Genomic DNA, 20257 nt, shown 5'->3' on the forward strand with positions numbered 1-20257 from the left:
GAGCAGATTAAGCTAGCCTGAAGGTAGGGTAAATTATCGCTCTGGTTATCCTGATGGCGCAGCCTTCTTCTGCAGATTCTCCTTCGGTTGGGGCGGGATCCTCCCCGCAGGTGAGCTATACCCGCCTGGCTATGCGCAACATGGTGCGCAAAGGCAGAACCTCCCTGCTGCACTTCACCCTGACGGCGGTGGGGTTAGTGGCCTTGCTGGTGGGGCTGGCCTACCTGTTTCACTAAGTTTTCACTGAGTTCCGCGAGAGTGTCCTGGCTATACCCTCTTGCAGTTGTTCCTAGGGCGGGAAAGCCACACCCTGAAAGGTCTTTCTTGTTACACTCCATGTCCCTTTTTAAGCTTTTCCCAAGGTTAGTGTTAGGAAGGAACAAGCAGCAATGGCTCCTACGGTTGGACCTACGGTCCGCTTCCGCGAACGAGCGCACGGCAATCCCGGCTGCTGAAACGCCAGCCTTTGGCTTTAATGCTACGCAATGTGCTACGCACCGCTATCGCGAGCGCTAACGCGACTGGACTTTGGCCTATGCAGACTTCGCCAGACCTCACCTCCGCTCGTTCTGTCATTCGCCTGCTGCTGTTCGCCAAGAGTCGAGCTGTTGTTGCCGAGCTTGAGGAGCATCTGCGCCAGCACATCCAGGGGTTGCCCGGCCAATACCCTGCTCAACTGGAAGTGGTGCCGCTGGAGGAGCACCCCTACCTGGCAGAGCATTACAAGCTGGTGGCGACTCCGGCTCTGGTCAAGGCTGAGCCCTTGCCCGCTCAAGTTTTGGCGGGCGCAGACTTGGCGACGCAGTTGGAAGTGTGGTGGCCTCGTTGGCAAGGCCAAGCGGCTTTGGCCGCCCATCAAGAAGGAGCAGGACGGGATCCCGCCTCCCCTCCGACCACCGAGGCGCTGTTGCAAATGTCGGAAGAGGTGTTTTTGCTGCGGCAGGAGCGGGCCCAATTGCGGGAGCAGTTGGACTTCAAAGATCGCGTTCTGGCCATGCTGGTGCATGATTTGCGCAGCCCCCTGACGGCCACGGCTCTGGCGGTCGAAACCCTGCAGCAGGGGCGCGAGGGATCCCTGGACAAAGCGCTGGAACGGCAGTTGTTCGACCATGCCCGCCAGCAACTGCGCAAGATGGACAGCATGATCACCGATATCCTGGAGTCGGCCCGTGGCGCTGCCTCGGAGCTGAGGATTCGAGCCGTAGAAACCCAGTTGCCCGGCTTGTGTCAGGCGGTGATCGAGGAGCTATGGCCGCGCATTCAAGGCAAGCGGCTGCAGTTTCAAGCGGATATTCCCGTGGATCTGCCCTCTGTTCACGTGGATCCCGACAAGATCCGCCAAGTTCTGTTCAACCTGCTGGACAACGCCATCAAGTACACCCCCGCCGGGGGATCCATCCGCCTCGATGTCCTCCATCGCACCAGCCAAAAGGTGCAGGTGACCGTCAGCGATACTGGCCCTGGGATCCCGGAAGCCGACCAAGAGAGCATCTTCTCCGATTCCGTCCGCCTGTCCCGGGATCAACAGCAGGAGGGCTATGGCATCGGCCTTTCCCTCTGCCGACGGATCGTGCGCGCTCACTACGGCCAGATTTGGGTGGAGTCTTCCTTGGGCAAAGGCAGCAGCTTTCATTTCACTTTGCCCGTGTATCGGCTCTGCAAGCGCTAGCCGGGAGCTGGCTCCCCATGGGTCTGACGGTTTTCCTGGACTTGGCAAAAGCGCTCCGCGCCGCTTCCGCGACTATTCCCAGCCCCTCTTCCAGAGGGAAAGGGGGGTCACGGATCAACCTAAGTTTTTAAAACGACTCCGAGTGGATGCTCTGGCAACAGGGACTCATCCTGCCTTTGGCGGGGTTGTTGCTAGGCTTCGTGTCGCGAGGACGGTTTGATGGACGTTTTGCAATCTAGGTCAGGGCAGGTTGGCCAATTTGTGGGTTTAATGTGGGTTTAATTAAGCCAAGCTCACCGGAGTGGAGTCGGTGAAACTGCCAGCAGTGTCTGTCAGAAGTATGGTGTTAAGGCAATCGTTCTTATGACCAGAGCAAGGGAGAGGAAAGGCACCGATCCATTCGCGCTAGCGGGCCGTAGGCCTTTGCCAGAGAAGTCGCGGGATCCCCGCCGCCCCTCACAACCTACCAAGAACGCCGTCCCACCTCCGGCGGAGTCAAAGCTGCGAACGGGATCTGGTCGCCTGCTTCCTGCCCCTAGGGGATCCCTGTCGGTTTCCCCTCCTCAACCGCTGCGTCTTGCCCGCCAAAAAGCCATTGCTCGTCTGCGCCAACGGGCTGCCCAGCCCCGCCGCTTGAGACGTTCTCCATCTCTCGGGCAAGTGTTGCTCAGGGGACTGAGCTTAAGTCTCATCCTGGGCCTGACGATGGCGGGCCTCTCGCAACTGCTGCAATCGACCACCGCTGGCCGGACAGAACAGGCCACGACGCAGCTTGGGGATCCTCCCCCGCCGGCATTCCCGAGTAACATTCTGCCGGGAGAAGCGATCCCGGCTTTGCAGGAGCGCTTGGCCGCTTTGGCCGACCAACCGGGTTTGACGGCAGGGGCTCTGTTCTGGGAGGTGGAAACTGGCGCCTTTGCTGGGGTTAGGCCGGATCAGGCTTTTCCTGCCGCCAGTGTGATCAAGATCCCCATTCTCTTGGCTTTTTTCCAGGCTGTGGAAACCGGACAGGTGCGGCTGGATGAACAGCTCACTCTGCGGGAAGATCTCAAGGGAGGGGGGGCAGGCGTGCTGCAAACCCGACCCCTCGGATCCCAGGTTTCTGCTTTGGAAGCGGCCACTCTGATGAGCACCCTCAGCGACAACTTCGCCACCAATCTGATCATCGATCGCCTGGGTGGACGGGAGGCTCTCAACCAAAAATTTCGCCAGTGGGGACTACAACACACGCAAATTTCTTGGTGGCTACCGGATCTGGAGGGCACCAACACCAGCAGCCCGCGCGACATGGTTTGGCTGCTCAGCCAGGTGGAACAGGGGCGCATGTTGAACCGCCGTAGCCGCGACCGCTTTTTGGACATTCTCTGGCGCACCCAACGGCCCTCCTATTTCCGGCCCAACTTGGGTCAAGAGGTGCGCATTGCCCACAAAACGGGAACCTTGAGCTCCGTGGTGGGGGATGCCGGGATCCTGGATTTGCCCAACGGGCGGCGCTATGTGGCGGCGGTGTGGGTGAAGCGAGAAACCCCCAACGATCCCAGAGCCGAAGGGCTGATCGCCAGCCTGTCGCAAGCAGCCTATGAGTTCTGGTCTGCTCCCGAGGATCCAACGGCCAAGGACTCCATGGGCAGCCTGGAACGCTAAGTCTTCCACTCCGCAAATCTTTCCATATTGCTACGCAACGCTTACGCGAACGCAGTAGCAGTGCGGAGCACTATTCCAGGCAGAGCACAAATGCCAGAGTGGAGAAACAGGCGTTGAGGGAAAACGATATTGCTACGCAACGCTTACGCGAAGGGGCACCTGGTCAGCATCAACCCCACCACCGGAGAGGAATTGGCTCGCTACCCCGTTTTCGACGCTGGGCAGATCCAGAGCTGTATCGCCCAAGCCCACGAGCGGTTTCAGAGCTATCGTCGGATCCCGTTTGCTCAACGATCCGCCTGGCTGAAGCGGGTGGCAGAGATCTTGGAGGAGCGCAAAGCGGAGTTTGGCCGCCTGATCAGCTTGGAGATGGGCAAAACCTTGGCCTCTGCCGTTGCCGAAGTGGAAAAATCCGCTTGGGTTTGTCGCTACTATGCCGAGGAGGCAGAGGGATTCTTGGCCGAGCGCTCCATATTGCTACGCAACGCTTACGCGAACGCCAGCGATGCCAGCCGCAGCGGGATCCGCTACCAGCCGCTGGGGGTGATTTTGGCGGTGATGCCCTGGAACTTTCCCTTTTGGCAGGTGTTTCGCTGTGCCGCCCCAGCCCTGATGGCGGGCAACACCCTCTTGCTGAAACATGCTTCCAACGTGCCCCAATCGGCTTTGACCCTGGAGCGGCTCTTTCAGGAGGCGGGATTTCCGCCAGGGGTCTTTCAAACCCTGCTGATCACAGCAGCCCAGGTGGCAGAGGTGGTGGCGGATGAACGGGTGCGGGGGGCCGCCCTCACCGGGAGCGAAGCCGCCGGCTCCAGCCTGGCCCGTTTGGCCGGTCAATATCTGAAAAAAACGGTGTTGGAACTGGGAGGGAGCGATCCCTTCATCGTGCTGCCCAGCGCCGATCTGGAGGCAGCAGTCGCCACAGCGGTCACGGCCCGTCTGATCAACAACGGCCAATCCTGCATTGCCGCCAAACGATTTATCCTACACAGGGCTATCGCCGAACCTTTCACGGCTGCCATGACGGAGCGATTTCGCCAGCTCAAGGTGGGGGATCCCTTGGATCCGCAAACCGATGTGGGGCCTCTGGCTACTGCCAGCATTCTGCAAGAGGTGGATGGACAGGTGCAGGCTTTGGTGCAGGCGGGGGCCAAAGTTCACATCGGTGGCTCCCCCTGGGGAGGGAATTTTTACCCGCCCACGATCCTGAGCGACATCCCCCCGGATCATCCGGTGGCCCACCAGGAGGTGTTCGGGCCGGTGGCGCTGCTGTTCACCGTCCCGGATGTGTCGGCAGCCATTGAGCTGGCCAACAACACGCCCTTTGGCCTGGGTGCCAGCGCCTGGACAACCGATCCAGAGGAACAAGAGCGCCTGCTGGAGGAGCTGGAGGCGGGATCCGTATTCATCAATGGCATGGTCAAGTCCGACCCGCGCCTTCCCTTCGGCGGCATCAAACGCTCAGGGTATGGACGGGAACTGAGTCGGGAAGGGATCCTGGAATTTGTAAATGTCAAAACCATTTGGGTGAAGTGATGGCGGAGACTGCTCAAAGGGATCCCCAGCCGGCGACGGATCCTGTAATCAAGCTGGATCAGTTCCTCAAGCTGGCGGGGGTTGTTCCCACCGGCGGGCAGGCCAAGCAGCTCATCCAAGCGGGGCAAGTGCGGGTGAATGGCGAGGTGGAAACCCGGCGGGGACGCAAGCTGCGCTCAGGAGATGAGGTGGCCGTGGGAGGTGGAGTTTGGCGAGTGCGCCTGGATAAGACCCCAAAGTCAGATCGGTGAACGGGTCAGTGCAACCGGATCAAAAGAAGCATGGCCAAGGCCCCGATTCCCCCTGCCACCGCAAACTGCCATTCCAGCCCCCACAGCAGGCAGGCAACTCCGGCCAGGATCTGGATCCCACCGGTCATCCAGTAGGGGAGGCGCGGCGGATCCACCAGGCCGTTGAGCCAGTGGCCCAGCCCCATTTGCCACAGCCAGAACACCCCCAAATACTGGCCCAAGGCTGCCAAAGGGGTACGTCCGACAAAGGGCAGCACCGAGAGGATCATGCCCTGGGCGATCACCAACGTCCACACCAAACCCACAAAGTAGAGATGGGCCAGTCCGGCTGTTCGAAACTCCGGCAGCCTGGTCTGCCGAACCATGTAGCCCAAGCCAACCAGGGAAATCACCAGCCACAGCCAGTTGATGTTGGCCTCTTGGTGAAACTGGGTGGCAGCAAACCCAATCCCCAAAAGGACGGCCCAAACCAGGTACACCCGCCGACAAATGTTCCAGAAGGGAAGAGGGGATCCCAGGGGTTCCATTTGCATGGCCTTCACCTAATCGACGACGACAATGCGGCCCACCATGCTGGGGTGGATATCGCAGAAATATTCCTGGATCCCAGCTACTTCGAACACCACCGCTTTGCTCTCGTTGCGACTTAGCCGTCCCGTTCCTTGGAATTGCGCTCCCTCTATGGGAGTAGCCGTGTGGGGGGTGGAATCCAGGTTGGTGAAGGTCACCTTGCCCCCCCGCTTGAGGGTAACCTCCGAGGGCAGGTATTGAAACCCCCGAATGATCACCTCTGCTTCCGCCGTTGCCTCGACAGGATCTCGCCCCGCAACAGAGCTGGCTTGTCGCCACCGATCCACAGCCAAGATAGCCCCCGCATTGAGCAGGGATCCCAGCCCACTCAGCAACAGCAGCCGCCGCGTCATCGGCATAGGACTTTCTCCACACAGGTTTAGGAAGAGAACAAAGGCTGAGGCGCTCAGAAGAAGGCGATTGCGACAGCAGTGCAGAGCACTTGGATCTCCAAGCCCCAAGTCCTACAGAGGACGTTGGAAGGCTTTGCAGATCATCGCCTCATCGCCGGCAGGGGTTACCAACAGCTCTACACCTTCAGGATCCAGCGCTCCCGAGTCTCGGCGCTGACAAAGGGGGCAGGCACCACCAGAATGCTGGGATCAAGGCTGTGGAACACGGCCCGGATTGCAGTGGCATGGGCAACTTCGTTGGGGCCAATGGTGCTGGCGGCAGCCACCAGGTCTTTGTTGGAAAGCTGGGTAAACGCGTCGTTGTAAGCCAAGGCTGCATCAAACTCCAGAGCCGGGGCCAGCTTGGCAATGTTGGCATCGGAGTCGAGATTGCCTTCTTTGTTGTCGATGTAGGTGGAAAGGTCGTAGCTATCCCGGGCCCGAGAGGGGATCCCCCCCAGTTGCCGCACGGCGCCCGCCAGCAGATCCCGGTGCTGTTCGTGATCCTTCAGGTTCTTGGTGGCCACTTCCAACACGATCTTGCCCACCTCAGTATTGCTCAACTTGCCGGCAGCGGTTTTGTAGGCCCAGATTGCCTGCTGTTCCAAGTCAATGGCCGCGTTGAGGATGGCGATGTCGGCAGTGTTGGACTGGGCGGCACCGGGCAGGGTGCGCAATCCAATTGCTCCACCTACGCCCGCCAGCAAACCAGCCAACAACAAGCTGCGGCGGGAGGTTGCAGGGCTGGGATCCCATTCGGCGGCCAATTGAGGCAGAGCGAAGGGAGTCTTTGCAGTCTTCATCTCAAGTCTCCTGTCTCGAAAGATGGCAACCAACCTTCAGGGGCTTGCTCTGGGTCGGGCAATTCCCTCTGGCCTGGTCTGATGGAGATACGCCGTGGATGCCGCCGCGGATGCCTGAGGGAAGAGATTTTCGTGGTCAAATAGCCATGAAATGCCTCCTCGAACTCCCCTCTCCCTCTGGGAGAAGGTCCGGGCTATCTTAAAAGCGTGTCCAACGGCTCCAGTGGGGGCCAGCATTCGGTCGGTAGTGTCGTTAGCCATCCATTCGATTCTGGGCGTGAACCTGCACCTTGCTCTGCCGGAGGCCAGCCTACAGAGCTACACCACGTGGATTGAGGCGCGTATCCGGGAGGGGCAGGGCGCTCAAGTGGTCACCTGCAACCCGGAAATGATCATGCAGGCGCAGCGGGATCTGGCCTTTGCCCAGGTGCTGCAAGCGGCGGAGCTGGTGATCCCCGATGGCATTGGGGTGGTGTGGGCCCTGCGGCGGCAGGGGATCCGCGTCCAGCGGGTGCCGGGGATCGAGCTGGCAGAAACCCTGATCCCGTTGGCGGCAGAACGGGGGTGGCGCTTGGCCCTGGTGGGGGGAAGGCCGGAAGTCAACCGGGCGGCGGTTCGACATTGGCAAGCCCAGTGTCCTGCTTTGGCCCTCTGGGGCTACCACGGCTACTTTTCTGGCAACGAAGAAAAAGAGCTTCTGCAAGCTCTCCAGGAATTTCGACCGCAACTGGTGTGGGTGGGGCTGGGATCCCCGCGGCAGGAGCTGTGGATCCAAAAGTGGCGTCCCCTTTTGCCCCAAGCCATCTGGATGGGGGTGGGGGGCAGCTTGGACATTTGGGCCGGCCAAAAACGGCGAGCGCCCCGTTGGTGGCGTGACCATCACCTGGAATGGTTGTATCGTCTCTATCAGGAACCCTGGCGCTGGCGACGCATGTTAGCTCTGCCCAGCTTTGTCTGGCGAGTGCTGTGGGATCCCTCTTCTCGTTTGCGCCCCTAGTCTGCCGGCGCTCCCTCGTTCTTCTCTCTGTAGGCGCTTGCCATGATGATCGGTCAGCACATCGGCTATCCTCCTCGCTTACACCGTTGGGCGGGTACGGCTCCGACCCCTCATCCCCCTGCCCCAGCCCATCCAGAGGCCACCCTGGGCTTTTACAGCAGCACCCAATCCGGATCCCTGGAAACCCCGGCCAGCATGGTGTCCTTGCGGGGCGTGAGCAAGGTCTTTCCCAACGGCAACTTAATTTTTCAGGATGTGAACTTGGAGGTGCGCCGCGGCGAGTTTGTGTTCGTAACTGGGGTCTCCGGGGCGGGCAAGTCCACCCTGCTGCGGCTACTCTACGGGGCGGAACAGGCCACCGAGGGCACGGTCATCGTCGATCAAGTCTGTCTCTTTTCTTCTGAAGGGCGGCGGCGACCCTACCGCATCCCACCGCGTCCGCTGGCCATGTTGCGGCGGCGCTTGGGGGTGGTTTTCCAAGATTATCGCCTTCTGGCCAACCGCACCCTGGCAGAAAATGTGGCCTTCGTGCTGCGCGCCCAAGGGCTGTCCCCCGCAGAAATCCGCCGTCGCATCGGGCCGACCCTAAAGATGGTGGGGCTGACCGAAAAGCGAGATCACTTTCCCCATGAGCTTTCGGGGGGGGAACAGCAGCGCCTTAGCCTGGCCCGGGCCATTGTCAACATGCCGGTGCTGCTGCTGGCGGACGAGCCAACAGGAAACCTAGATCCGGAAAACTCGCTCTTGGTTCTCCAGATTTTGGAGCGGCTCAATTCCTTTGGGGTGACCGTCATCATGACCAGCCATGACCCCTATCTGGTGGAGCGGGCCGGCCACCGGGTGGTGCGCATGGAGGGAGGCCGCCTGTATGATCTGCGCTGAGGGCTGCCGGGATCCCTACTTTGCTCTTCACAAGCTTTTTGAGATCCCGGAGAGCAGCTTTGCCGGTTGCATCAGCAGACCGTAGGCCCTAAGCCAGCCGCATCAGCACAACAGCGGCACCGCCCGCGGCGACTTGTCAAGCCAGCCCGACCAGTTACATCAGCGGGTCGTGGGCCTTACTCGCGCAGACCCTCAGGTTGGGTTTCCAGAAGCTCCTCCCCTAGCTGATGAGCGGCAGCCACCATATTTTTCAGTGCGGGGATCACCTCCTCCCAGCGGCGGGTCTTGAGGCCACAATCGGGATTAACCCAAGTTTGCTCCACAGGCAAGTGGGCCAGTCCTGTGCGCAGCTGCTGCAGGATTTGCTCAACGCTCGGCACCGCAGGGCTGTGGACATCGTAAACGCCGTTGCCCACCTGGTGACGATACCCAGCCTGGGCAATTTGCAGCAGGGTTTTGTTGTTGCTGCGGCTGTTTTCAATGGAAAGCACGTCGGCATCCAGCCGCTCAATGTGCTCGATGATGTCCCCAAACTCTGAGTAGCACATGTGGGTGTGAATCTGGGTTTCCGGCTTGGCCCCGCCGGTAGCTAGGCGAAAGGCATCCACTGCCCAGCTGAGGTATTCTGGCCAGCGTTCTTTTTTCAGAGGTAGCCCCTCCCGCAGTGCCGGCTCATCCACTTGCACCATCACCGCTCCAGCCGCTTCCAGATCTGCCACTTCGGCTCTCAAGGCCAGGGCAATCTGCAAAGCCTGCTCCCGCCGGGGAATATCAACACGGGGAAAGGACCAGTTGAGCATAGTCACTGGCCCCGTGAGCATGCCTTTCACCGGCTTTTGGGTGTGGGACTGGGCTACTTGGAATTCCCGCACTGTCATGGGTTGGGGGCGAACCACGTCGCCGTAGAGAATGGGAGGGCGCACGCAGCGGCTGCCGTAACTCTGCACCCAGCCGTGTTCAGTGAAGGCAAAGCCTTCCAGCTTCTGGGCAAAGTACTCCACCATGTCGGTGCGCTCAAATTCCCCATGCACCAACACATCCAGGCCAATCTCTTCTTGAATGCGGATGCACTTGGCAATCTCAGCGTCAATGGCTGCTTCGTACTCCGCCTGCGAAACCTCCCCTCTTTTGTACTTAGCTCGCCACTGCCGCACCTCTGGAGTTTGGGGGAAGGAGCCAATGGTGGTGGTGGGCAAAGGTGGTAGCTGAACCTGCCGACTTAGGCGCTGCTCGTAGGGCAGGAATCGCTCGAAGTCCTGGGGCTTGAGGTTGGCCAAAGCCTGGCGCACTTGGGGGTTGGGGGGGCTAAACTGCGCAAAGCTCTGCCATTGCTGCTGGATTTCCGCCTGCTGGGCAGCAGTGTCTTCGCCGTTGAGGGCTCGCGCCAGGAGAGCTACTTCGGCCAGCTTCTGTTCGGCAAAGCTGAGGACATTTCTGAGGGGTTCCGGCAACTGGGCTTCCAGAGCAGCGTCGTGGGGCACAAATTGCAACGAAGCGGAAGGCTGCACCCGTAGGTTGGGAGCTACCCCCTGCAGCTCCCGCAGGCTGGCCAAGACGGTCTCAGGCTGAACCTTCCAGACATTCCGAGCGTCCACTACGCCAGCACCTAGGATCTGGTCAGCCGGAAAGCCATAGGTTCTTACCAGATCCAGGGTGTGGCCACGGGTAAAGTCAAGGCTAATGCCGGCCACCGGCAGTTGCACCACCCAGGGGTAAGTCTCCCCCAGGTCATCGAAGTAGGTGACCAAGTGGACAGGGATCCCGGCGGTTGCCAACTGGCGGTAGCTCATTTCCACAGCTTCCCGCAGGCCACTTCCCTGGCTGGTAACCAAAATGGGATCGTGAATCTGGACTTCTGGGATCCCCAGCTGTTTTAACTCCTGGAGGAGATCCCGGTACAGAGGAAGGAGCTTTTCCAAGTCCGCCCGCAGATCCCCAGATCGCTGGCTAAGGCAGAGCAAAGTCACTGGACTGAGGACAACGGGGCTGGTGCGCTCCCCTAGGATCCCTTGGGCCCGCCGAACTCTTTCCAAAAAATCCCCAAAGTTAGGACTGGGATCGGCTTCCGGCTCAATTTCGGGTACCAAGTAGTGGTAGTTGGTGTCAAACCACTTGGTCATTTCCAAAGCCGGCAGGCCCTCCCGCCCCCGCGCCATGGCAAAGTAGCGGTCTAAACCCGACAGACCTCGGAACCGAGAGGGGATCAGCCCCAGCCAGGTGGCCCAGTCCAGTACATGGTCGTAGAGAGTCTGATCCCCTACCGCAATGTGATCAATCCCAGCTTGTAGCTGAGTCTGCCAGGCTTGAGTCTCCAAATCCCAAAAGGTAGCCAGCAGAGCCTCTGACCCTAGGGCACCACTCCAAAAGCCTTCCAAAGCTTTTTTGAGCTCGCGGCGCTTGCCCATGCGGGCATACCCCAATGTCATGGTTTGTGCAGTCATGTTGTGTGCCATCCCAAATACTGAGTTTTCTAATTTTCCTGCGTTCAATTCGCCCTCAACTGGGATCCCGCCCGCCAAGGAAGAAACCGGCTGTTCCTCTCTTGCCTCTGGAACCCCAACAAAACACTGCCTTTTGCGCAAAAAAGATGCTCAACGCAGCCAGCGATCGCAGTGGCTACTTGCCAGCCACCAATTGAAGTCAGGAAGCCTGACATCTCACTCTTTCCTTCGCGTAGGCGGGCTGTAGATCTTGATAGATCTTGGTGCAACAGCACCCAAAATTTACTCTCTCCCGGCCAACTGGCTCAGAGTCTTGCTTGGGTTCTTGGACTTATTTCTACTGCTGAGGAGTACCGAAAGCTTGTGGGAGCAACGCCGGGAAAATGCTCAGGATAACGAAAGCAGAAACGAGCTAAAGCCAAGACAGTTACCATCTGTACCTCGCAGATGTTGTGAAGTTTAGAAAAACCATCGGCGGGCATTCTGACTGACACGGTTTTGGGGGACAAGACCTGGATCGGCAGCGAATGACTCTAGAGATTTGCTGCAGGACTTCTCCTAAACCGGATCACAGCTGCGGGACAGCGGCAGATTCTCACTGCTCTTTCCCCGTTTCCTCTGGCGGCTGATCCCCGTCAGAACCGATAGCTGAGCTACATCGTATCACGAAGTTCAGAGACGGGAGTAGAGTGCTTCAATCATCACCAAGCCAGCAGCCTTTGGAGCTACCAGACCTCACCTTTCACCCAGCGGTCTTGCAGGAAGTCATCGGAATCCTCTAAGCATCCTCCCCCCCTGCATTGCTCTCAAGATAAGGCAGTGATAGCTTAGCTGCCATAAGTCTTGTCCAGGAGGCAAGGGGGTTTGCTCCTTTTTGCTGAAAAAGCGACAGATCGGGGTTTCTATGGCATCAAGCTTAAAAGTAACTGTGTGGTCTGTGGGCCTCTTCTTGCTGAGCCAGATGTGGGCTGGATGCGCTCAGAATGCTGCTGAGCGGACAGCTTTCGATCCAAAGCTAGCAGGATCCAGCGATCAAATCGTGCTGGCCATTGGAGGGGAAAGGGAAGAAGGATTTGATCCCACCCTGGGCTGGGGACGTTACGGTTCGCCTTTGTTCCAAAGCACTCTGCTGCGGCGGGACGAGAACCTTGAGATTGTAAACGACCTGGCGACTGGCTACACTGTCAGCCAAGATGGCCTAACCTGGACGGTAACCCTACGAAAGGATGCAGTCTTCTCCGATGGAAAACCTGTCACAGCAGCGGACGTGGCTTACACCTTTAACCAAGCAGCTCGGAGTGGTGGTCTGGTCGACCTAACCGCCCTAAAGGAAGCAGTAGCTATCGACACTCATACGGTGGAGCTGCGGCTGCAAAAACCCCAAAGTACTTTTGTCAACCGCCTCATCACCTTGGGTATCGTGCCTCAACATGCCCACGGGCCTGATTATGCTCGCAAACCCATTGGCTCTGGCCCCTACCGACTGGTGCAGTGGGATGAGGGGCAACAACTGATTGTGGAGGCAAATCCCTTATATTACGGCCAGACTCCTGGCATTCGGCGGCTGGTTTTCCTTTTCCTGGAGGAGGATGCAGCCTTTGCAGCAGCCCGAGCCGGACAGGTACACGTGGTTAGCGTGCCTCAGTCTTTGGCTAAGCAAACTGTTGAGGGCATGAAGCTTCACGCCATTCCCAGTGTGGATAACCGAGGGCTGATGTTCCCCTTTCCCCCTAAAACCGGTGCGACAACCCCAAAGGGATACCCCATCGGCAACGATGTGACTTCTGACTTGGCGATTCGCAAGGCGGTCAACTTCGCCATTGACCGACAGGCGCTGGTGGATGGAGTCCTAGAAGGCTACGGATCCCCTGCCTATGGCCCAGTCAGCGGTTTGCCCTGGGAAGAGCCGACCGCCAAGATTGAGGACAACAATCCAGACCTGGCCCGTCAGATTCTAGCTGAGGGAGGCTGGAGCGATAAAGATGGGGATGGGGTAGTGGAAAAAAACGGGCTGCGGGCTGAGTTCACCGTGCTCTACCCGGCCAACGACAGTATTCGCCAAGCCCTGGCCCTAGCTGTTGCAGAAATGCTGCGGCCTGTGGGCATCCGAGTCAATGTCGAGGGCAAAAGTTGGGATGACATCACTCCGCTCATGCACAGCAACGTGGTGCTGTTTGGCTGGGGCAGCCATGACCCAACTGAGGTGTACAACCTCTACCACAGCAAAGCGGCCCAGGGGGGATTTTTCAATGCCGGCTACTATGCCAACCCGTTTGTGGATCGAATGCTGGATCTGGCTATGGAGGCCCCCTCTGAAGCTGAAGCTATCCCCTTCTGGCGGGCAGCCCAGTGGGATGGAAAGCAAGGCTTTACTGCCAAAGGAGATGCAGCCTGGGCTTGGTTGGTAAACCTGGATCATACCTACTTTGTCCACGAGTGCTTGGATATAGGCCAGCCGCAGGTACAGCCTCATGGCCATGGTTGGCCAATCACAGCCAACATCACCCGTTGGAAATGGACGTGCAACTGAGGTCAGTTCTGCTGTTTCTGGCTTATAAGCTGACTCGGCTGGGGTTGCTGCTGGCGGCTGTGGCAGTCCTGACGTTTGCCCTGCTCAGCTTCTCCCCTGTTGATCCCGTACAAGCCTATGTAGGGGCCGACATGCTGCAGATCAGCCCAGCCCAACGAGACCTGATTGCCCAGCGTTGGGGGCTGGATCAGCCCATGCTGCTTCGCTTTGGGAACTGGCTTGGGCAGATGGTTCAAGGCAACTGGGGCACCTCAATGGTGTTCAATCAGCCAGTGGTGCAGGTCATTCAACAGCGGTTTGAGCTATCGCTGCCCTTACTGGCAATTGCCTGGCTGCTTTCCGGTTTCCTGGGAGTGGGGTTGGGGGTTTTGGCCGCAGCGTTTCAGGGCACTTGGGTTGACCGCGGTATTCGTCTTTACGCCTACACCCTCGCCTCTTCTCCCCCTTTCTGGGTGGCGCTGCTACTCTTGATCGCGTTTTCGGTAGAGCTGGGTCTAACACCTATCTGTTGCGCCGCGCCACCTGGCGCGTTGGCGGAGGAGGTGACTTTTTGGCAGCGCTTACACCACTTGCTCTTGCCTGCTTTCACCCTAACTTTCATCGGCGTTGCCAACATCACCTTGCACACTCGTCAGAAGCTCATTGACGTGTTGCACAGCAACTATGTGCTGTTTGCTCGTGCCCAGGGGGAAAGCCTGGCTGGGATCCTGTGGTACCACGGCTTGCGGAATATCTTGCTGCCTGCGCTGACGCTGCAATTTGCCTCCTTTGGGGAACTGTTTGGTGGCTCAGTGTTAGTGGAACAGGTGTTTGCTTATCCAGGACTGGGACAAGCAACGGTACAGGCAGCTTTGCGCAGTGATGTGCCTCTGTTGGTGGGCATTGTGTTTTTCAGCGCCTTGTTTGTCTATGCCGGCAATACCCTAGCTGACCTGTCCTACCAGATTGTCGATCCACGCATTCGCCTTGGCGGGAGGATAGGATGATCCCTTTTGCATCGCCTCGTGTTGCTGCTGCTGATGCCGATGGGGGGATGAAATTCTCAGAGTCCTCTGTCAAAGGAGAGCGCAGGCGGCAGACTCTGTGGGCAATTGGACTGTGTGCTTTTTTTTTGGTGTCTATCCTCTGCAGCGCTGGGCTTATCGGCGATACCGGACTGAGCCCGAACCTAACTCAGCGGAATCAGCCTCCTTCCCTGGCCCATCCCTTCGGCACCGACTGGCTGGGGCGGGATATGCTGGCCCGATCCTTGCACGGGATGTCCCTTAGTCTGTGGGTAGGCATGCTGGCTGCCGCCGTCAGCGTGGTGATCGCCGCTGTTTTGGGTTTGGTGGGTGGCACGGTGGGAGGCTGGGTGGATGCCTCGATCTGCTGGATGATTGACCTATGTTTCAGCCTGCCTCACCTGGTGGTGCAGATCCTTATAGCTTTTGCTGTCGGCGGCGGAGTTCGGGGAGTCATTGTTGCCGTTGCCCTCACCCACTGGCCCAGCCTAGCGCGCCTGGTGCGGGCCGAGGTGTTACAGGTCAGCAGTTCTGACTATGTCCAGAGTTCTTACCGACTGGGCCGCTCTTCCCTCTGGGTTGCCCGCTACCATATGATGCCTCACATTTTGCCCCAGCTCCTAGTGGGACTTATTCTGCTGTTTCCCCACGCCATTTTGCACGAAGCAGCCCTCTCATTCATTGGGGTAGGTATTTCGCCGCACCTACCGGCCACCGGCATTATTCTGGCCGAATCCATGCGCCACCTCTCCACCGGCTACTGGTGGCTGGGGGTTATGCCTGGACTGCTGCTGCTGCTGTCGGTCAAGGCTTTTGACTGGCTGGGAGAAAACCTGCAGGCCCTTCTCAATCCGCGTACGGCTCAGGAGTAGGGAAATGTTGGTGGTCTCCGGCCTAAACATTAGGTTCAGCCGATACGAGCGGGGGCTGCGCCGCCGCTACCTTCAGGTGATTACAGATCTGGATCTGGAGGTTAAGGCAGGGGAGGTGGTGGCAGTGGTGGGGGCCAGCGGATCGGGCAAAAGTTTGCTGGCCCATGCCCTCTTGGGTCTTTTGCCAGAGAACGCTACCCTGCGCGGTACTCTCCTATTTCAGGGGCAGCCCTTGACCCCTGAGCGGTGTAGGCAACTGCGCGGCAAGGCCATTGCTCTCATCCCCCAGTCTGTGGACTACCTGGATCCCCTCATGCAAGTAGGATCCCAGGTACAGCGGGTAGCTCGGCTCAGCGGTGCCTCCCAAGGCGAGGCCCGTAGAGCAGTGAGCCGCATCTTTGCCCGCTATAGCTTGCCGCCGGGAACAGAGGGCCTCTACCCTTTCCAGCTCTCCGGAGGCATGGCACGGCGGGTGCTGGTATCGACGGCGGCAGTTAGCAGAGCCAAGCTGGTGATAGCCGACGAGCCCACGCCAGGCTTGGACGCGGAGGTGGTGGCTGAGACCCTTGCCCATCTGCGGGAGCTGGCCCAGGAGGGCCGAGGCGTTATGTTGATTACACACGATATTCAGGCGGCGTTGTCGGTGGCAGATCGAGTGGCAGTCTTCTATGCGGGCACTACAGTCGAGTTGGCCTCGGCTCAGGATTTCGAAAGGGGAAACTTGCGCCACCCCTACACTCAAGCTCTGTGGCGATCCCTGCCCCAAAATGAGTTTGCTCCCCTGCCAGGCAACCAGCCTGACCCTGAGGCACTGCCTGCGGGTTGTTTGTTTGGGGATCGCTGCCCCTGGGCAAGTGAAATCTGTCGAGCTGAGCATCCGCCTCTGCGGGCGGTTGGAGGAGGGTGGGTGAGGTGTATCCATGCTCAAGGGTGAGCATCTCTGGTTTCGCTATGGACGGCATCTGCCTTGGGTGGTGCAAGATCAGACCCTTCAAGTAGAACTTGGGGAAGTCGTAGGGCTGATGGCTCCCTCTGGTTTTGGCAAAACTACTCTGGCCAAGTTGCTGGCGGGCTACCTTACCCCCAGCCAAGGTCGGGTGAGTGTGACAGGGCAGCCTTTGCCTCGGCGAGGGTACTGCCCAGTGCAGCTTGTCTTTCAACATCCAGAGCAGGCCGTTAACCCCCACTGGCGCATAGCTCAGGTCTTGCGGGAAGGGCCTCCTCCCCAGCCAGAGGTTCTCCACACCTTAGGCATTTCCCCCAGTTGGCTCAACCGCTATCCCCATGAGCTAAGCGGGGGAGAATTGCAGCGGGTTGTCATCGCCCGGGTTCTCAACCCACAAACTCGCTATTTGATTGCAGATGAGATGACAGCCATGCTCGACGCCAATACCCAAGCCCTGATCTGGCAAGCTGTCTTGGCCTATGGGCGGGCACATCAGATGGGGCTTTTGGTCATCAGTCATGATCGCTTTCTCCTGGAACGGCTCTGCAGCCGCTACGTCATCATGACCAGCCACGACCCCTATCTGGTGGAGCGGGCCGGCCACCGGGTGGTGCGCATGGAGGGAGGGCGCCTGTATGATCTGCGCTGAGGGCTGCCGGGATCCCTACTTTGCTCTCCACAGGCTCTGTTGAGCTCCAGGGGGCAAGGGTCTGAGCCCATTGATTGTTGGATGGAGAACAGCATGCAATCTCTCTCCCGATTTCTCAATAAAATCCGCTACCTCCTACAGGAGACTTTTTTGGGGTTGCGGCGGGGGGGCTGGCTGAACTGGGCCGCTGTGAGCACCCTGCTGGTGTTGCTGTTCTTGGTGGGGATCGGCGTTGAGCTGTCCTGGGGTGTGGATGCAACGGTGCAGTCTCTGGGAGGACAACTGGAGATCTCCGTCTATCTGGAGCCGGAACGGCAGGGGGTGGAGCTGCAACCCCAGGTTGCCCAACTGCCTCATGTGGCCGAGGTGAAGGTCATCACCAAAGACCAAGCTTGGCGCAACCTTTTGCTGGAAATGGGGATCCAAGACGAGGCGGCCATGGAAACCCAGTTGGGGGAGAACCCCTTGGTGGATGCTCTGCGGGTTAAGGCGGATTCCACCGAAGCCTTGGGGGAAGTGGCGGAGCAGATTCGCCAACTGGAAGGGGTGGATGAGGTCTACTACGGCGACCGCATTGTGGAGCAACTGGCCCAGCTCCAGGACATGCTACGGCTGGGATCCCTGACCATTACCGGCGTGTTGGCCCTGACAGCGGTGGCGGTCATCACCACCACCATTCGCCTGATCGTCATGGCGCGGCGGCGGGAGATCGAGGTGATGCAATTGGTGGGGGCGACGGCAGCCTGGATTTACTTGCCCTTTATTTTGCAAGGGTGCCTGTTTGGGGTGATCAGCGCAGTGGGAGCTTGGGGATTGATCTTGGGATCCCAGCAGTTGCTGCAGGAGCTGCTGGAGCAGTTGATTGCCTTGCCCTTCCTCAAGGTGATGCAGGCAGATCGCAGCCAACTGGAGTTTTGGCTCTTGCCGTCGATGTTGTTGGGGATGGGGGTTTTTCTGGGCACCACCAGCAGCTTGATCGCGGTGCGCAAGTCGGCAGGGCGATGAGCTGGAGGCGATGCTGAGGAAAGCCCTGGATATTCCAATCTGAGGATCGCCATAGGATAAGATGATGGACTCTACTTCCCTGGCTTTCCAAGATCTGGCCGCCATGAACCCATTGCCTCCTCCCGCCCACCCCTACCAGTTCCGCGCTTTGGGCCTGATTAAGGGATCCCTGAAATCGATCCCCAAGACTTATGCGCAGGCAACCTTGGTTACCTCTGACGGAGCAGAATATCCGGCTACCCCCGGACGCGCCGAGCTTCTCGGCCCCTTCGAGCACTGCATCAAGAGCGGCCATACCTACTGGTACTACGTGCAGCCGCAGCCGCGTTCAGGGGGGGCTTTGGGCTTGAGCATCATCCGCATCCTGGCCCTGCCGGAAGAGGAGCAAGACCCAGAGTGGGAAGAAGAACCGTTTTTGCCTGCCCCTGAGGACACAGAGGAAGGCTTTAACATCCGCGGCATTGTCGAGCCCCACGATGGCTTTGTTGAGGTGACCGTGCGGCGCAAGCCCCAGGGAACCAAGCAATTTGCTCCTCTGCAATTGCGCTTGGAAGGGTTCTTGCCCGGAGCTGTGGCGGGCGAGTTTTGGGATCTGTTGGCAGAGCGAGAGGGCAACAAACTGCTGTTGGTGGATGGTACCCGCCTGTTGACCGCAGTAGCCTAGCTATCTAGATTGGCCCTGCTTGAGAACCTTAAAATAAACCAAAGAGCTTCCCAACCGATGGTGTCTGCTGCCGGCTTGTCCCAACGGGTCGCCCATCTATCCCCTTCCCCCACGCTATCCATTTCGGCTCTGGCTAAAGCCATGCAGGCAGAGGGGCTGGATGTGTGTAGCTTGAGCGCAGGCGAGCCGGATTTCGATACACCTGACCACATTCGGGCCGCGGCCATCCGTGCTCTGGAAGATGGCAAAACCCACTACGGCCCCACCGCTGGGATCCCCGCCCTTCGCCAAGCAGTGGCCGATAAGCTGCGGCAGGAAAACGGCCTGGAGTTCAGCCACGACCAAATCCTGATCAGCAACGGCGGCAAGCAAACCCTGTTTAACCTGGCCATGGTGCTGCTGGATCCCGGCGATGAAGTGATCCTGCCTGTTCCCTACTGGGTCAGCTACCCCGAAATTGCCATTTTGGCAGGGGCAAAGGTTGTGCAGGTGCAGACGGAAGAGGCCCAGGGGTTCAAGCTCACCGCCGCCCAACTGCGCCAGGCCCTCACCCCCCGCAGCAAGCTGCTGATTCTCAACTCGCCGGCCAACCCCACCGGAGCCGTTTACCACCAGCACGAGCTGGCAGCTCTGGCAGAGGTGATCCTCTCCGCCCCCCATCTGTACGTGATCTGCGACGAGATCTACGAAAAGCTGGTTTATGGACAAGCCCGCCACATCAGCCTGGGATCCCTTTGCCCTGACTTGATGCCGCGCCTGATTCTCAGCAGTGGCTTTGCCAAAGCCTACGCCATGACCGGCTGGCGGGTGGGCTACTTGGCCGGGCCCAAGCCCATCATTGAGGCGGCCATCAACCTGCAAAGCCACAGCACCTCCAATGTCTGCACCTTCGCCCAGTACGGTGCTCTGGAAGCCCTGACCAGCCCCCTATCGGCAGCAGCTGTGGAAAAAATGCGCCAAGAATTCTGGCAGCGGCGAGATCTGATGCTGGACGGAATCCGCACCTTGCCGGGGGTGACTTGCCCGGAGCCAGAAGGTGCATTTTATGTGTTTGTCAACATCGGCCAAACCGGGTTAAGTTCGGTGGAGTTTTGCCGGCAGCTGCTCAAGGAACACCACGTGGCTGCTGTGCCGGGGGTAGCCTTTGGGGCAGATTCCTACATTCGCCTTTCCTATGCTGCCGATCGCACCACCCTCGAAAAAGGGCTGCAGCGGCTGCACCGGTTTGTGTCTTCCCTGTAAACTACCCGACCCTGACTACTTCGCAGTACAGGGCGGGCTTAAGGCCTCCGGCCCGCTGGCGCGAACGGTAGCCCTGCAGTTGGCAAGCCAACCACGGACCTCTAGGCTGGTTTACGGCAGCCCCAAGTTTGGCAATCATGTTGGCCCCATTCCAGTCCGC

Annotated in this window: 19 protein-coding genes, 1 pseudogene and 1 riboswitch; of the genes and pseudogenes, 15 read left to right on the forward strand and 5 right to left on the reverse strand. The window is 59.1% G+C overall.

Annotated elements, in window-relative coordinates; translation table 11 throughout:
• Positions 1–53: 53 nt before the first annotated feature.
• The 5 genes from ACVW0C_RS11045 to ACVW0C_RS11065 all read left to right on the forward strand — a co-directional run bounded on the left by ACVW0C_RS11045 (position 54) and on the right by ACVW0C_RS11065 (position 5100).
• A complete protein-coding gene (locus ACVW0C_RS11045; RefSeq protein ID WP_457385415.1) occupies positions 54–236 on the forward strand; it encodes a DUF3285 domain-containing protein in 183 nt (60 codons plus the stop codon).
• Positions 237–535: 299 nt separating this feature from the next.
• On the forward strand, positions 536–1669 hold the full coding sequence (locus ACVW0C_RS11050; protein WP_011433490.1) for a histidine kinase: 1134 nt from the start codon (positions 536–538) through the stop codon (positions 1667–1669).
• Positions 1670–2092: 423 nt separating this feature from the next.
• Positions 2093–3313: a serine hydrolase gene (locus tag ACVW0C_RS11055; RefSeq protein WP_457385417.1), complete on the forward strand. Its 1221-nt coding sequence runs from the start codon at positions 2093–2095 to the stop codon at positions 3311–3313.
• A gap of 129 nt (positions 3314–3442) precedes the next feature.
• Positions 3443–4849 (forward strand): NAD-dependent succinate-semialdehyde dehydrogenase, encoded by a 1407-nt coding sequence (locus ACVW0C_RS11060; RefSeq protein WP_457385418.1) that lies wholly within the window; start codon positions 3443–3445, stop codon positions 4847–4849.
• A complete protein-coding gene (locus ACVW0C_RS11065) occupies positions 4849–5100 on the forward strand; it encodes an RNA-binding S4 domain-containing protein (protein WP_457385420.1) in 252 nt (83 codons plus the stop codon). The genes ACVW0C_RS11060 and ACVW0C_RS11065 overlap by 1 nt, the downstream gene beginning before the upstream one ends.
• 5 nt (positions 5101–5105) lie before the next feature.
• Here ACVW0C_RS11065 and ACVW0C_RS11070 read toward each other — a convergent pair whose 3' ends face one another.
• The 3 genes from ACVW0C_RS11070 to ACVW0C_RS11080 form a co-directional block, all read right to left on the reverse strand.
• Positions 5106–5633 carry a hypothetical protein gene (locus ACVW0C_RS11070; RefSeq protein WP_457385421.1) on the reverse strand — a complete coding sequence of 176 codons (528 nt, stop codon included), beginning with the start codon at positions 5631–5633 and terminating at the stop codon, positions 5106–5108.
• A 9-nt stretch (positions 5634–5642) separates the two neighbouring features.
• Positions 5643–6029 (reverse strand): cupredoxin domain-containing protein, encoded by a 387-nt coding sequence (locus ACVW0C_RS11075; RefSeq protein ID WP_457385423.1) that lies wholly within the window; start codon positions 6027–6029, stop codon positions 5643–5645.
• A gap of 170 nt (positions 6030–6199) precedes the next feature.
• Positions 6200–6865, reverse strand: coding sequence for a DUF4439 domain-containing protein (locus ACVW0C_RS11080; protein ID WP_457385425.1), 666 nt, complete (start codon positions 6863–6865; stop codon positions 6200–6202).
• Positions 6866–7112: 247 nt separating this feature from the next.
• Between ACVW0C_RS11080 and ACVW0C_RS11085 the strand changes: the two genes are divergently transcribed.
• Positions 7113–7862 (forward strand): WecB/TagA/CpsF family glycosyltransferase, encoded by a 750-nt coding sequence (locus ACVW0C_RS11085; protein WP_457385427.1) that lies wholly within the window; start codon positions 7113–7115, stop codon positions 7860–7862.
• 195 nt (positions 7863–8057) lie between these two features.
• Complete coding sequence (locus tag ACVW0C_RS11090; protein ID WP_011433482.1) at positions 8058–8744, forward strand: cell division ATP-binding protein FtsE; 687 nt, start codon at positions 8058–8060, stop codon at positions 8742–8744.
• 176 nt (positions 8745–8920) lie between these two features.
• Here the strand turns inward: ACVW0C_RS11090 and metE are convergent, their stop codons facing one another.
• Positions 8921–11185: a 5-methyltetrahydropteroyltriglutamate--homocysteine S-methyltransferase gene (gene metE / locus ACVW0C_RS11095; RefSeq protein WP_457385428.1), complete on the reverse strand. Its 2265-nt coding sequence runs from the start codon at positions 11183–11185 to the stop codon at positions 8921–8923.
• Positions 11186–11641: 456 nt separating this feature from the next.
• A riboswitch (cobalamin riboswitch) is annotated at positions 11642–11846 on the reverse strand.
• A gap of 243 nt (positions 11847–12089) precedes the next feature.
• Between metE and ACVW0C_RS11100 the strand changes: the two genes are divergently transcribed.
• The 8 genes from ACVW0C_RS11100 (at position 12090) to ACVW0C_RS11135 (ending at position 20097) form a co-directional block, all read left to right on the forward strand.
• Positions 12090–13715, forward strand: coding sequence for an ABC transporter substrate-binding protein (locus ACVW0C_RS11100; protein WP_457385430.1), 1626 nt, complete (start codon positions 12090–12092; stop codon positions 13713–13715).
• Entirely contained in the window at positions 13700–14701 is a 1002-nt protein-coding gene (locus ACVW0C_RS11105; protein ID WP_011429070.1) for an ABC transporter permease, read from the forward strand. Before ACVW0C_RS11100 ends, ACVW0C_RS11105 begins: the two co-directional genes overlap by 16 nt.
• Positions 14698–15591 carry an ABC transporter permease gene (locus tag ACVW0C_RS11110; protein ID WP_457385431.1) on the forward strand — a complete coding sequence of 298 codons (894 nt, stop codon included), beginning with the start codon at positions 14698–14700 and terminating at the stop codon, positions 15589–15591. Before ACVW0C_RS11105 ends, ACVW0C_RS11110 begins: the two co-directional genes overlap by 4 nt.
• 4 nt (positions 15592–15595) lie before the next feature.
• Positions 15596–16525 (forward strand): ABC transporter ATP-binding protein, encoded by a 930-nt coding sequence (locus ACVW0C_RS11115; protein ID WP_011433477.1) that lies wholly within the window; start codon positions 15596–15598, stop codon positions 16523–16525.
• The gene (locus tag ACVW0C_RS11120; RefSeq protein ID WP_011433476.1) at positions 16512–17186 is read left to right on the forward strand and encodes an ABC transporter ATP-binding protein; all 675 of its coding nucleotides are present in this window, start codon (positions 16512–16514) and stop codon (positions 17184–17186) included. The genes ACVW0C_RS11115 and ACVW0C_RS11120 overlap by 14 nt, the downstream gene beginning before the upstream one ends.
• A 93-nt stretch (positions 17187–17279) precedes the next feature.
• Positions 17280–18191: a cell division protein FtsX gene (locus tag ACVW0C_RS11125; RefSeq protein ID WP_414356127.1), complete on the forward strand. Its 912-nt coding sequence runs from the start codon at positions 17280–17282 to the stop codon at positions 18189–18191.
• 61 nt (positions 18192–18252) lie between these two features.
• Positions 18253–18855 (forward strand): hypothetical protein, encoded by a 603-nt coding sequence (locus ACVW0C_RS11130; RefSeq protein WP_457385433.1) that lies wholly within the window; start codon positions 18253–18255, stop codon positions 18853–18855.
• 57 nt (positions 18856–18912) lie between these two features.
• Entirely contained in the window at positions 18913–20097 is a 1185-nt protein-coding gene (locus ACVW0C_RS11135; protein WP_457385434.1) for a pyridoxal phosphate-dependent aminotransferase, read from the forward strand.
• Between the two features lies 1 nt (position 20098).
• On the opposite strand, the pseudogene ACVW0C_RS11140 reads toward ACVW0C_RS11135, so the two are convergent.
• A pseudogene (locus ACVW0C_RS11140) lies at positions 20099–20257 on the reverse strand (RNA-guided endonuclease TnpB family protein); the annotation flags it as partial.

Source organism: Thermostichus sp. OS-CIW-26 (assembly GCF_054058395.1).